This window comes from Pseudomonas laurentiana (genome assembly GCF_014648275.1).
Taxonomy (GTDB): domain Bacteria; phylum Pseudomonadota; class Gammaproteobacteria; order Pseudomonadales; family Pseudomonadaceae; genus Aquipseudomonas; species Aquipseudomonas laurentiana.
Genome location: NZ_BMQU01000025.1, coordinates 1 through 13,064, shown reverse-complemented (window position 1 = coordinate 13,064; position 13,064 = coordinate 1). Strand labels below are relative to the sequence as shown.

The 13,064-nt window shown below is 59.3% G+C and carries 13 protein-coding genes and 2 pseudogenes; 9 read left to right on the top strand and 6 right to left on the bottom strand.

Translation table 11 applies throughout. The features are described 5' to 3' along the window. Nucleotides 1–82: 82 nt before the first annotated feature. Nucleotides 83–976, top strand: coding sequence for a putrescine utilization regulator PtrR (gene ptrR / locus IE038_RS20740; protein ID WP_189396213.1), 894 nt, complete (start codon nucleotides 83–85; stop codon nucleotides 974–976). A 124-nt stretch (nucleotides 977–1,100) separates the two neighbouring features. Next, nucleotides 1,101–1,226, top strand: coding sequence for a PA1414 family protein (locus IE038_RS24715; protein ID WP_256587577.1), 126 nt, complete (start codon nucleotides 1,101–1,103; stop codon nucleotides 1,224–1,226). A gap of 60 nt (nucleotides 1,227–1,286) precedes the next feature. Here IE038_RS24715 and IE038_RS20735 read toward each other — a convergent pair whose 3' ends face one another. Continuing rightward, nucleotides 1,287–2,666 carry a sodium:solute symporter family protein gene (locus IE038_RS20735; protein WP_189396212.1) on the bottom strand — a complete coding sequence of 460 codons (1,380 nt, stop codon included), beginning with the start codon at nucleotides 2,664–2,666 and terminating at the stop codon, nucleotides 1,287–1,289. 146 nt (nucleotides 2,667–2,812) lie between these two features. Then, on the bottom strand, nucleotides 2,813–3,763 hold the full coding sequence (speB, locus tag IE038_RS20730; RefSeq protein WP_163932856.1) for an agmatinase: 951 nt from the start codon (nucleotides 3,761–3,763) through the stop codon (nucleotides 2,813–2,815). A gap of 222 nt (nucleotides 3,764–3,985) precedes the next feature. Between speB and IE038_RS20725 the strand changes: the two genes are divergently transcribed. The 4 genes and pseudogenes from IE038_RS20725 (at nucleotide 3,986) to IE038_RS20715 (ending at nucleotide 7,256) form a co-directional block, all read left to right on the top strand. Beyond that, nucleotides 3,986–4,879, top strand: coding sequence for a LysR family transcriptional regulator (locus tag IE038_RS20725; protein ID WP_189396211.1), 894 nt, complete (start codon nucleotides 3,986–3,988; stop codon nucleotides 4,877–4,879). Between the two features lie 137 nt (nucleotides 4,880–5,016). Further along, nucleotides 5,017–5,325 (top strand): annotated as a pseudogene (locus IE038_RS25420) (PAS domain-containing protein); the annotation flags it as partial. Between the two features lie 282 nt (nucleotides 5,326–5,607). Then, nucleotides 5,608–6,582: pseudogene (locus IE038_RS25415) on the top strand (methyl-accepting chemotaxis protein); the annotation flags it as partial. A 74-nt stretch (nucleotides 6,583–6,656) separates the two neighbouring features. Further along, entirely contained in the window at nucleotides 6,657–7,256 is a 600-nt protein-coding gene (locus tag IE038_RS20715; RefSeq protein ID WP_163932853.1) for a tRNA-uridine aminocarboxypropyltransferase, read from the top strand. 45 nt (nucleotides 7,257–7,301) lie between these two features. On the opposite strand, the gene IE038_RS20710 is transcribed toward IE038_RS20715, so the two are convergent. After that, the gene (locus tag IE038_RS20710) at nucleotides 7,302–7,664 is read right to left on the bottom strand and encodes a YbaN family protein (protein ID WP_163932850.1); all 363 of its coding nucleotides are present in this window, start codon (nucleotides 7,662–7,664) and stop codon (nucleotides 7,302–7,304) included. A 10-nt stretch (nucleotides 7,665–7,674) separates the two neighbouring features. Beyond that, nucleotides 7,675–8,262, bottom strand: coding sequence for a UPF0149 family protein (locus IE038_RS20705; protein WP_163932846.1), 588 nt, complete (start codon nucleotides 8,260–8,262; stop codon nucleotides 7,675–7,677). A 246-nt stretch (nucleotides 8,263–8,508) separates the two neighbouring features. On the opposite strand from IE038_RS20705, the gene recQ reads away from it, so the two are divergent. The 3 genes from recQ (at nucleotide 8,509) to IE038_RS20690 (ending at nucleotide 11,506) form a co-directional block, all read left to right on the top strand. Further along, nucleotides 8,509–10,641, top strand: a complete 2,133-nt coding sequence (gene recQ, locus IE038_RS20700; RefSeq protein WP_189396209.1) for a DNA helicase RecQ — start codon at nucleotides 8,509–8,511, stop codon at nucleotides 10,639–10,641. A gap of 120 nt (nucleotides 10,642–10,761) precedes the next feature. Beyond that, nucleotides 10,762–11,196 (top strand): MarR family transcriptional regulator, encoded by a 435-nt coding sequence (locus tag IE038_RS20695; RefSeq protein WP_065760890.1) that lies wholly within the window; start codon nucleotides 10,762–10,764, stop codon nucleotides 11,194–11,196. 25 nt (nucleotides 11,197–11,221) lie between these two features. Continuing rightward, nucleotides 11,222–11,506, top strand: coding sequence for an Rdx family protein (locus IE038_RS20690; RefSeq protein WP_163932843.1), 285 nt, complete (start codon nucleotides 11,222–11,224; stop codon nucleotides 11,504–11,506). Here the strand turns inward: IE038_RS20690 and IE038_RS20685 are convergent, their stop codons facing one another. Beyond that, entirely contained in the window at nucleotides 11,507–12,394 is an 888-nt protein-coding gene (locus tag IE038_RS20685; protein ID WP_163932839.1) for a DMT family transporter, read from the bottom strand. It abuts the gene before it with no gap. Between the two features lie 144 nt (nucleotides 12,395–12,538). Further along, nucleotides 12,539–12,850 carry an Mpo1-like protein gene (locus IE038_RS20680; protein WP_163932837.1) on the bottom strand — a complete coding sequence of 104 codons (312 nt, stop codon included), beginning with the start codon at nucleotides 12,848–12,850 and terminating at the stop codon, nucleotides 12,539–12,541. Nucleotides 12,851–13,064: the final 214 nt, after the last annotated feature.

Genomic DNA, 13,064 nt, shown 5'->3' with positions numbered 1-13,064 from the left:
CGATGACCGTCAGGCTAGTGCGCATTGACTTTCAGTGAAATTGAATAATTATGAGGAACTTGTTCTTTTTTAGAGAATGGCTATGGAGCTCAGTCAGCTGAGAATCTTTCAGGCGGTTGCCGAGACGGGATCGGTTACCCGGGCTGCCGAGCAGTTGCATCGGGTGCCGTCCAACCTGTCGACGCGCCTGCGTCAACTTGAGGAACAATTGGGCGTAGAGCTGTTTCGTCGCGAACGGCAGCGCTTGCAGTTGTCGCCGGCAGGAAAGGTGCTGCTGGATTACGCCGGGCGCCTGCTGGCCTTGCACGATGAGGCCTTTGCGGCGGTACAGGGTGGTCAACCGGCCGGGGATTTTGTGCTCGGCACCATGTACAGCACGGCGGCCATTCATTTGCCTGCCTTGTTGGCACGTTATCACCGGGCCTATCCGGCAGTTAATTTGCAGGTGCAGGCGGCGCCCAGCGGTGAACTGCTCGAGGGCTTGCTCAGCGGGCGTCTGGACGCCGCGCTGGTCGATGGTCCGTTGAGCCTGGCGGGCCTGGATGGTGTGCCGCTGTGTGATGAAACCCTGGTGTTGATCACCGAGGCTGATCATCCCCCGGTACGCAGCGCCCGCGACGTGGCAGGGCGTGCGGTATTCACCTTTCGTCAGGGCTGCTCGTATCGGATGCGACTCGAGGCCTGGTATGCCCATGATCATGCGAGCATGGGGCGGGTGATGGAAATTGAGTCCTACCCCAGCATGCTGGCTTGCGTCATTGGCGGTGCCGGTGTCGCACTGATGTCACACTCCATGCTGGAAAGTCTGCCGGGGCGTGAGAGCGTGGCGGTTCACCGTTTGCAATCGCCGTTCGACGAGGCGACCACCTGGTTGATGTGGCGCAAGGGCATGCTGGGCGCGAACCTCAGTGCCTGGGTGGAATTGCAGCAGGGCGCGCGACTTGAACCTGCGCAACGCCGTGTGGTCAGCGCTTGATCGAGGTCAAGCCATGTTTTCTTTGTCAGATTCAGCGATGCGCAGTGAGGGACATCGGGCTATGATCTCTATGAAGCGTCGCAGGACTTCTTTGCCACGCCAGATAACCCGTAAGGGGGATGTCATGAAAAATGCGCTGTATAACTGGCTACATGACCTGGCTGTTGCGCTTGGCCTGATTCCGCCACCGCTGCAACCGGTTCCGATCCCCAGTGATGAGGAGCAACGCAAACGCCAGCCGCGCAAGTAGGCGGGCGCAGTGCCGACCTGAAAACCGCCGCATCATGACGCATGCGACGGTTTGTTCAGGTTACGTCAATGTTGTCGCTTCCACGGGTTGGCGGGACATCAGGCTGACCAGAATGAAGCTGATCAAGCCGATCGCCAGACTGTAGTAGATGGGGGTATTGGCCTCCAGGCCATCCTTGATCATGAATACCAGTGCGGTGCCAAAGCCCAGTGCCATGCTGGTAATGGCGCCGGCAGTAGTTGCACGCTTCCAGTAGATCGCTCCGATCAGCGGAATCAGCATACCGCCCACCAGCAGGTTATAGGCCAGGGTCAGCGCGCTGATCACGTCGTTGACCACCAGCGCAATGCCCAGCACCACGATACCGGTCAGGCAGGTGAACAGGCGGCTGACGCCCAGGCTCGACTGCTTGCCGCTGCGCAGTCGCGGCAGGAGGTCTTCGGTGAGGGTGGTGGAGGCTGCCAGCAGACCAGCACTGGCGGTGGACATCATCGCGGCGAGGGCGGCGGCCATCAGCAGCCCGCGGATACCATCGGGCAGGGTGCCCTTGATCACTGCGGCGAAGGCGTTGTTGGGATTGCTCAGGTCAGGCATCAGCACATGGGCCGCCATGCCAATCAGGGCGCAGGCCAGGCCATAGATCACGCAGTAGACCCCCGCGGTAGTACCGGCATATTGAGCCACCTTTTCGTCGCGCGCGGTGAACACCCGTTGCCAGATATCCTGACCGATCAGAATGCCGAAGAAGTAGATCAGGAAGTAGGTGATGATGGTGTCCCAGCCTATCGTGGTAAGGCTGAAACGGGTTGCGGGCAGCGTGTTTACCAGCTCATCCCAGCCTCCGACCTTGTACAGGCACACCGGTAGCAGGATGAACATCAGGCCTACGGTCTTGATCACGAACTGGACGATGTCTGTCAGGGTCAGTGACCACATGCCACCGATGGTCGAATAGGTCACGACCACGCCCCCGCCGAGCACAATGGCCAGCCAGAACGGCAGTTCAAGCAGGACTTCCAGGACGGTGCCGATGGCAAGGACAGAGGTAACCCCAATCATCAGTGCATAAGCCAGCATGATCGCGGCACTGGCTTGGCGGGCCAAGGGGTTGTAGCGGCGCTCAAGTACCTGGGTCACCGTGAAGATACGCAGACGCAACAGCGGTTTGGCCAGGAACAGGTTCAGGGCGATGATGCCCATGCCCAATGCGGCACAAAGCCAGAAACCGGAAATGCCATGTACATAGCCAAGGCGTACGGAACCAACGGTTGACGCACCGCCCAGTACGGTCGTGGCCATGGTGCCCATGTACAGGGTCGGGCCGAGGTTGCGACCAGCGACCAGATAATCTTCGTGGGTCTTGGCTCGGCGCATCCCATACCAGCCGAGCGTGAGCATGCTGGCGGCATAAATCAGTACAACGAAAATATCCAGGGCCATGGGTTCTCCGATTGTCTTTATTATGGTCAGAGCGACCTCTCGGGCGACCATGGCCGCCCGGGGTTCATTCTTCAGTACGGCGGACCGGTGGCGCCGGTAACGCCGTCATGGCTTCCTGCCGTGGCGGTTGTCCTGGTGGTGCAGTCCTATCGGCGTGCCACGCCTGGCAATACGCACAGCATTTCGTAGAGCAGATTGGCGCCCAGCAACGAGGTGTTGCCGGTGGTGTCATAGGGCGGGGAAACTTCCACCAGGTCGCAGCCGATCAGGTCCAGGCCCTGGCAGCCACGGACGATTTCCATGGCCTGTATGGTGGTCAGGCCACCGATTTCCGGGGTGCCGGTGCCAGGTGCCCACGCAGGATCGATGCCGTCGATATCGAAGCTCAGGTAGACCGGACCACCACCGACTTTCTCGCGAACTTCGGCCATCAGTGGCTCCAGCGACTTGTGCCAGCACTCCTCGGCTTGAACAACCCGGAAGCCCTGTTTGCGGCTCCAGTTGAAGTCTTCTGCGGTATAGCCTTGTGCGCGCAAACCGATCTGAACCACGCGATCGCAGTCCAGCAAGCCTTCTTCGACCGCGCGGCGGAAGGTGGTGCCGTGGGCGATTTTTTCACCGAACATGTGATCGTTGACGTCGGCGTGGGCATCGATATGCACCAGCCCGACCTTGCCGTGTTTTTTATGGATGGCACGCAGGATTGGCAACGTAACGGTATGGTCGCCACCCATGGTCAGCGGAATCACATTGTGTTCCAGGATCTGGTCGTAGGCTTCTTCAATGATCCGCACGGCGTCGAGCAGGTTGAAGGTGTTGATTGCCACATCGCCAATGTCGGCCACCGACAGTGAGTCAAACGGGGCGGCGCCGGTTGCCATGTTGTAGGGGCGGATCATTACGGATTCGGCGCGTATCTCTCGCGGTCCGAAGCGAGTGCCTGAGCGCAATGAGGTGCCAATATCCAGTGGAATACCGATAAAAGCGGCATCAAGGCCGGCAGCGCTTTGCAGGTGGGGGAGACGGAGCATGGTGGCGATACCGCCGAAGCGCGGCATTTCGTTGCCGCCCAGCGGTTGATGAAGAATCTTGTCCACGGTCGGGCCTCTTCGATTCGATTGTTCTAGTTGTTGAAACCTGTCGGGCTATCGCGGGAACGCAACTGAAATGCCGCACACAGGCTGTGTTGTGGCGGAGTCTGCAAAACGTAGTGGTTGAAAAGAATCGCTACAGCCAAATACTTACTTCAGATTTTCTTAAACTAATGCCTGTGTGCTGGTTAGACTTTGCAGACCGCTTTCACTGTGGATCACCTGAACATGGCCAATGCCTTGCCCGACCTGAAACTGTTGCGCATCTTCGTCAGCGTCGTGCGTCATCAAGGGTTCGCCAATGCCCAGCAAGAGTTGAATCTGTCGACCTCAGCCATCAGCACTTACATGAGCCAGTTGGAGTCCGCACTCGGTATTGTGCTGTGCCATCGAGGGCGTGGCGGCTTCAGCCTGACCAGCAAGGGCGAGTTGTTCCATCAGGAAACGTTGCGTTTACTGGCGGAAATGGAGGGCTTCGAGCAGTACGCTGCAGCACTCAAGGGCGAGTTGCGTGGGACGCTGAACCTGGGGGTAATCGATTCTACGGTCGGTGACCGGGCCTTGCCGTTGGCAGAGGCCATTGGTGCATACAGTCAGGAACACCCGGCGGTGCATCTGCACTTGTCGGTTTCCAGCCCTTACGAGCTGCAGTTGGGCGTGCAGGACAACCGCCTGGATCTGGCGATTGGCGCGTTTTCCACACGCATGAGTGGCTTGCTGTATCAGCCGCTGTACCGTGAGCAACATTGGTTGTACTGCAGCAATCGCCATCCGCTCTACCTGCAGCGGCGTATCCCCGAGCAGGTGATTACCCAGCAGCGCATGGTTGGGCGCGGTTATTGGAGCCAGGCGGAACTGGCTCGCCATGGTTTCAAGCACAGTGCGGCAACGGTGGAGAGCATGGAGGCGCAACTGATACTGGTGTTGTCCGGTGCCTACATTGGTTACTTGCCCGAGCACTATGCCCAGGCGTGGGTGGACAAGGGCGATTTGCGGGTTTTGTCCCCGGCGACCTTTGGCTACCAGGCGCCGTTCTCCATGATCATCCGCCGAGGACGCAGCCGTGAACCATTGATCCAGACTTTTCGTGATTTACTCAGGGCACAGCTCATGCCAGCCTGAATGGAGTTTCCAATAAATTTTTTTCGAAATTCGGTGAATTTCTGGGGCTTTTCGCCATCACTCCGGCAAGGGCTCTGCTAAACCTGTCTCTGCTTGATGATTTTTACATCATTGTCCTCCAAGCAGGGAACGCCCAGATGCGCATGAATTTGCCAGTCACTGAGCATGAAAGAACCTTCCCCAATGAACAGCGGCTTATCTCTACCACCGACCTGAATAGCCGCATTACCTACTGCAACGACGCCTTCATCTCGATCAGTGGCTTTACCAATGAGGAACTGGTTGGCCAGACGCACAACCTGGTACGCCATCCAGACATGCCGCCCGCAGTGTTTGCACATATGTGGGAGACCATAAAGCAAGGCAAGCCCTGGATGGGGGTCGTCAAGAACAGGGCCAAGAACGGCGATTTTTACTGGGTAAGTGCCTACGTAACAGCGATTTATGAAAATGGCCGCGTCAGCGGTTATGAGTCGGTACGTTCAGTGCCGACTCGGGAGCAGATTCGCCGCGCCTCCGCACTCTATGCGCGCTTGCGCCAAGGGCGTTCGGCACTCCCGTTCGCTGCGCGGCTGGGTACCCAGCTCGCTCATGGTTGGCCTTTGCTGGTTGCGGGAGGGGTGTCGGCAGCAGGGTACCTATGGTTGCCACAATACGCGGCGCTGAGTGTGCTGGCGGTCAGCCTGCTCGGTGCCTGGTACCTGACTGAGTCGCGACAGAACCGCGCGATTGAACGCACGCTGGCTGAGCACCCCAAAGCTTTCACCAGCCCGCTGGTTGCGCTGACCTACAGTGACAATCCGGGGTTGTTGGGGCAGTTGGAGCTGGCCATTATCAGTGAGGAAGCGCGGCTGCAGACCGCACTCACCCGGCTGGTCGACGCGGGTGTCGGGGTCAAGGCTCGGGCGGCCCAGTCGTCCGATTTGTCCGGCTCCCAGGCGCAGATGCTCGATCGCCAACGTAATGAGACTGACCAGTCCGCCACGGCCATTGCACAAATGGCCGCGACGATTCAGGAGGTGACCCATAACGTTCAGAACACCGCCAACGCTGCGTCCGATGCAGATCAATTGGCTCAGCAGGGCAGTGATCTGGCTCAGCAGAGTTTGCAAGCGATGAGCAGTATGAGTGATGCGGTCAACGACATAGGTGTGGCGGTGCATGCCTTGGCCGACCAGACCCAGTCGATTGGCAGTGTCGTGGATGTGATTACGTCGATTGCCGAGCAGACCAACCTGCTGGCGCTGAATGCGGCAATTGAGGCGGCCAGGGCGGGGGAGCAGGGGCGGGGTTTTGCGGTCGTGGCTGATGAAGTGCGTTCACTGGCCCAGCGTACCCGTGCGTCCACCGAGGAAATCCACCAGATTATTGCCTCGTTGCGTTCTGGCGCGGAGCGGGCCGTGAGCACCGCAACCAAGGGCGAACAGATTTCCCGTGACAGCGTGCAACGGGTTGAGGCGGTACAGTCGGCATTGGTGGGTATCAGCCAGGCGGTCAGCCGTATTACGGGCATGAGCCAACAGATGGCCACGGCTTCCGAGCAACAAAGCCATGTGGCTGAGGATATCAACCAGCAGATCACCCGTATTGCCCAGCTTTGCGACCACAGTGCCGGTCAAGCCAAGCAGGGGGCAGAGATCAGCCAGGATCTCGAACACATGGCAGATTACTTGTATAGCCTCGCAGAACGCTTCAATCGTTAGTTCCTTTTACCCACAGGGATGTGGGTAAGCTTTTCGGGCCTGTTATGGCACACTTGTGCATTCAGGAGAACCCGATGTCCAGAATCAACTGCGAGCGCTGCTTGCGACCGCAAAACCACTGCCTTTGCCCCTTGATTCCCAGCCTTGCAAGCCGCACCCGCATCGTGCTTTTGCAGCACCCGAGTGAAGTCCGGCATGCGCTGAACACCGCACGCCTGGCGGCATTGGGCCTGCGCAATGCCGAATTGCGGGTGGGCGAGGTGTTTGATGATCTGCCTGAACTGATCGCTACCCCCGGTTACCGGGTCGCGGTGCTGTTTCCCGCAGAACAGGCTCAGGTGCTTGAACCCTACAGTAATGGCCAGGACTCGCGCCCCTGGTTATTGGTGGTGCCTGACGGTACCTGGCGCAAGGCTCGCAAGTTGCTGCACCTGAATCCATTGCTGGCTGAGTTGCCCAGGGTCAGCCTGGCGACCGTTCAACCGTCACGTTACCGATTGCGCAAGGCGCCGGAGCCAGGCGCGTTGTCGACGCTGGAAGCGGTGGTGCAGGCGTTGAATGTGCTGGAGGCGCCAGAGGTGTTTGATGGGTTGCTCAAGCCGTTCGATGCCCTGATCGAGGGGCAGATTGCAGCGATGGGCAGTGAGACCTATACACGCAACCATGTGCGTTGACGGCTCGGCAGAGCGCACAGCGGTTCCTGCCAGTACCCGCTGGCGTCAATGTTTGTACAGGGTTTTCTGGCGCAGGATGTAGACGCTGACCAGCACGGCACTGGCCAGCATGAAGCCACGGGCCCAAGGCAGCGGTACGAGGTAGCAGGACAGGCTGATGCTTGTCCACATCAGGCCGATGGCGTAGACCTTGCCTTTCAGGGGAATCCCTTCACCGTTGAGGTAGTCACGGATCCACGGGCCCAGTTGGGGGTGGTTGATCAGCCAATCGTGAAAGCGTGGCGAGCTGCGTGCAAAGCAGGCGGCAGCCAGCAGCAGAAACGGGGTGGTCGGCAGTACCGGCAGGAAGATGCCGATCACCCCCAACGCAACGCTGAGCCAGCCGATGGCCAGCAGCAGGTAGCGCATCTGCAAGAACTCAGTGGTGGCGAGGCTTGAGCAGCGCTGGCTTTTCGTCTGGCGCATGGCAGAGCAGATAAAGCGCAGTCAGCGCCTCGGGGATCTGCACGATCATGTCGTCCATCAGGTTGGCATCGCTGGCGATGTCGGCAAATTCAGGCTGCTCGTCGAACAGGCCGGAACCCACCATGATCGGCAACAGCATTTCGCTGACTTCTTCTTCTGCGGTCTCGAACCAGGCTTCCTCACGCAGGAATACGCCTTCCATGAAACCGATGCACCAGCCGCGCAGCTCGGAGTCGTCCGGTTCGTCGCCAAGGTCCAGGTCGCAGGGCAGCTCGAACTCCTCGTCGCTGGCCAGTTGGCGAGCGATGTGTTCACGGAGCTTGATCAGCGTTGTTTCGATCTCGGTACGCTGGGCGTCGTCCTTGTAGTGCGGCTCTTCGGAGAACAGGGCGTCGATCCATTCACGCTCGGGCACGGCTTCGGCGCAAATCGACAGCGCAGTCAGGTAGCCGTGTGCGGCAACGTAGTCCAGCGCTTCCTCATGCAATTCGTCGGCGTCGAGGAAGGCTTGCAGGCGGTTCAATTGCTCAGCGAAGGACATTACAGGGCTACCTTGGGAATAAACGATAATGAATTCTAGCACCTTGCGGAGCAAACGATGCAAAGGAAGACGCTCTATCGTAGAGCCACCTGTGGGGGCGGGCGCTCGGGTATAATGCTCGGCTTTTGTGTCGGGTGCCCAGCGTGGCGGTCCCCGGGTAAAAGCCGCTTACGCATTTTCGGATGAGGCGGATCGGTTTTTCATCCAGCCTGTGGCGAGGATGGTTCTGCGATTTTTGGAGTTTCTATGCTCGAACAGGCTCAGCGCGTCCTCAAGGATATCTTCGGCTACGACAGTTTCCGTGGTCGCCAGGGTGCGATCATCGAATGTGTAGCCAAGGGCGGTGATGCCTTGGTGCTGATGCCTACCGGCGGCGGCAAGTCGCTCTGCTATCAAGTACCGGGGTTGCTGCGCAATGGCCTGGCAGTGGTTGTTTCGCCCCTGATCGCCCTGATGGAAGACCAGGTTGCAACCCTTGACGAGCTGGGGGTGGCGGCCGCATCGCTGAACTCGACCCTGAGCGCCGAGCAGCAGCGCGAGCTGGCCGGAAAGATCCGTCGCGGTGAAATCAAGATGCTCTACCTGGCGCCTGAGCGCCTGGTTCAACCGCGCATGCTGGACTTCCTGCGCGGCCTTGAGATCGCCTTGTTCGCCATTGACGAGGCGCACTGCGTTTCACAATGGGGTCATGACTTCCGCCCGGAGTACCTGCAACTGGGGCAGTTGGCTGAACTGTTTCCAACGGTGCCGCGTATCGCCCTGACGGCGACGGCCGATATGCGGACCCGAGAGGAAATCGTTACCCGCCTGCATTTGCAGAATGCCGAGCGCTTTCTGTCGAGCTTCGATCGACCGAACATTTTCTATCGCATTGTGCCCAAGGAGCAGCCGCGCAAGCAGTTGATGGCGTTCCTGAGCGAGCGCCGTGGCGATGCCGGGATTGTCTACTGCCTGTCGCGGAAGAAAGTCGACGATGTTGCCGCCTTCCTCTGTGATCAGGGTTTTCCGGCCTTGCCCTACCATGCCGGCCTTCCTGCCGAGACCCGTGCCAGCAACCAGCGGCGCTTCCTCAACGAGGAGGGCCTGATCATGGTTGCGACCATTGCGTTTGGCATGGGGATCGACAAGCCCAACGTCCGCTTTGTCGCTCACCTCGACCTGCCCAAATCCCTGGAAGCCTATTACCAGGAAACCGGACGTGCGGGCCGTGACGGGCTGCCTGCCGATGCCTGGATGGCCTACGGCTTGCAGGACATGGTGATGCTCAAGCAGATGCTGCAGAACTCCGAGGGCGACGAGCGCCACAAGCGCATCGAACAGCACAAGCTCGACGCCATGCTGGCTTTGTGCGAGGAAACCCGCTGCCGGCGTCAGATACTGCTGAATTACTTTGACGAAGAACTCTTGCAGCCATGTGGTCATTGCGACAACTGCGTTGACAGCGTTCAGACCTGGGATGCGACCGAGCCGGCACGCCAGGCCCTTTCGGCCATCTATCGCACGGGGCAGCGCTATGGCGTCGGCCATTTGATCGACGTATTGCTTGGTCGTGATAACGAAAAAGTACGTAGTTTTGGCCATCAACAGTTGTCGGTGTTTGGTGTCGGCAAGGCCCGCCAGGAAGGGGAGTGGCGCTCGCTGTTCCGTCAACTGGTTGCCCGTGGCCTGGCTGATATCGACCTTGAAGGGTATGGCGGCCTGCGCCTTTCCGACAGTTGTCGCCCGCTGTTGCGTGGCGAGGTCAACCTGGAGCTGCGTCGGGACCTCAAGCCGCAGATCAGTAAAGGCACGGGCAGCTCCGGCAGCCCGGCGAGCCAACTGGTGCGTGGCGAAGAGCGCGAGCAATGGGAGGCCCTGCGTGCGCTGCGGCGCAAGTTGGCCGAAGAGCATGGCGTACCGCCTTATGTGATCTTCCCTGATTCGACGTTGCTCGAAATGTTGCGCAGCCAACCGAGCAGCCTGAGTGAAATGGCGCGGGTCAGCGGCGTGGGGGCGCGCAAGCTGGAGCGCTACGGTCAGGCCTTCCTTGAGGTGCTCGGTGGCGAAGCTGAAACGCCCAAGGTCGTGGTCGATCTGCGTCACGAGTTGGTTACCCTGGCCCGCGCCGGCATGACGCCGATCCAGATCGCCGGTCAACTGCAATGCAGTGAAAAAAATGTCTACAGCCTGCTGGCTGAAGCCATTGGCCGTCAGGAGCTGTCACTGGAACAGGCGCTGGATTTGCCGGAAGACCTGTTGCTTGAACTGCAGGACGCCTTCCTCGATGGCGAGGGGGAGTTACCGCCAGTCTCGGTGATTGTCGGGCAGTTTGGAGCACGGGTCCCCGAAGGGGTGTTGTACTGCGTTCGGGCGGCTTTGGCCGCTGAATTTGAGATGTAAAAAATCGGTAATGTCATCATTTATAACGATTGTTGGACAAAATGCCCGGTGCTTGAGCCTTGCCTAAGGGGCGCGGGCATGGTTAGCTGACTAATAATTGTTTTTGATGATGAGTGTGTTATGCCGTTAACCGATCACCACCGCTTTGGGATGCAGCTGGCGCAGATGTCCCGTGGCTGGCGCGCCGAACTGGATCGCCGCCTGGCTGGATTGAACCTCTCGCAAGCGCGCTGGCTGGTGCTGTTGCACTTGGCCCGTTTCGAGGAGGCGCCTACTCAGCGCGAGCTGGCGCAGAGTGTTGGCGTTGAGGGGCCGACGCTGGCCCGCTTGCTGGACAGCCTGGAGGCTCAGGGCCTGGTGCGCCGTCAGGCGGTCCTTGAGGATCGTCGTGCGAAGAAAATTCTGCTCTGCCCACCCGCCAAACCCTTGATCGAGCAGATCGAAACCATCGCCAATGCCTTGCGCGCCGAGCTGTTCACGGGTGTCGACGAAGAAGAGTTGAGCATCTGCATGCGTGTACATGCGCGCATTCTGGCGAACCTGGAGAAGTCCTAGTCACCGGTCAGGAGGCAGTACCCGCATGACCTTGCACAAGCCTGAAATCGTCATCACCTACTGCACTCAGTGTCAGTGGCTGCTTCGTGCTGCCTGGCTGGCTCAGGAGCTGCTCAGTACCTTCAGTGATGACCTGTCGCGGGTGGCGCTTGAGCCCGCCACGGGTGGCACTTTTCGCATTACCTGCGACGGTGTGCAAATCTGGGAGCGTAAGGCCGATGGCGGCTTTCCTGAAGCCAAAGTGCTCAAGCAGCGCGTGCGCGACCAGATCGATCCTCAGCGCGACCTGGGTCACAACGACCGACCTTGATCAGGCGCTTTCTGCAGTCTTGAGCTTCTTGCCTTGGCTGCCTGTGCTCAGGCGACTGGAAACGACGATTGCTAGAATGATCAGCACACCGCCCATGAACATGCGCGGTGTGGGCGTTTCGGCGAAGATCACCCAGGCCATGGCAATGCCATAGACCGGCTCCATGGCGAAGACTACAGCGGCAGTGCGCGCCTTGATCACTGCGAGGCTGGCGACGAACAGGCTGTGAGCAACGCCTGTGCAGAACACGCCGAGCAGACCAATCCAAAGCCAGTCCAGTGCGGGTACCTCACCGACTCCCGGTGCCGCCAAGGGCAGCAGGCACAGGGCGACGACTGCGTTTTGGCACAGGGCAGCCTGGACTGCCGGGATGCGTCCTGAGCTTGCACGGTTGATCAATGAGAGTAATGAGAACAGCAAGCCGGAGAGCAGCGCCCATAGCAGGCCACCGGTGGCTTCGCTGGCGAGGTTGAAGTCAGGGGTGACCAGAACCAGGCCAACACTGACCAGCAGTACCAGAAGCATCTCATTGGCGCGGATGCGTTCGCGAAACAACAGGCCTTCAAGCATGATGGTAAAGGCCGGAAAACTGGCAAAGCCCAAGGTCGCGATGGCCACGCCTGCCACCTTTACGGCGATGAAGAAGCTGACCCAGTGCCCTGCCAGCAGTATCCCGCCGAGTGCCAGACGGCGCCAGTCCTGACGCTGCAGGCGCATCCAGCCTTGTTGGCTGAGGGCCGTGAATGCAGCCAGTGCCAATACCGCGAACACCGCACGACCGAAGACGATGATCGACGGGGTGGCGCTGGCAAGCTTGCCAAACACGCCCGTCAGGCCGAAAAACAATGCGCCAATATGCAGGGCACCCAGGGCAGTGCGGTGATTCATGGAAATCCTTGTTGTTCGAGTGAGGCGGGGTGAGTATCGAGCCGGCGCTCTTCGATGCTTCCTCGACGTGCAGGAGCGCAGTTTACATCTCTGGGGGCTGGCACGCTTTTCAACAGGGCAATCGAGTGTGCGGTGGACCTGGGGCTAGAAGGTGATCTTGCCACGCAGCATGTCACGGTACATCGCAAAGTCGCCAATCAGGCTATAGAGGGGGTAGTCGAACGTGGCTGGACGGTTTTTTTCAAAAAAGAAATGCCCTATCCAGGCGAATCCATAACCTGCAACGGGTAATGTCAGCAGCAGTGCCCAGTTGGCGCTGGCCACGGTGTAGGCTGACAGTGCGATGACCAGGCTGGTGCCGACAAAGTGCAGGCGCCGACAGGTGGGGTTGCTATGCTCCCCCAGATAGTAGGGATAGAACTCGGAAAAGCTGCCGAAATGTTGAGGGCTGTTCACGATAACGCTTCCTTGTTTATCGGATATGACCACGGCATACGACGTGGAGCCTGATTTAAGTCTAGAGTCATGTGCGACATCAGCCAGTGACAATCGGCGCCGTTTTAGTATCCTTTCGGTTCACCGCATCGCGGTACGAACTAAAAAGAAGGGCGGCCTCAAGGAGCAAGTGCAACAGCTAGTTAAAAAATCGGAGCGCGCTAATTCCGAAATT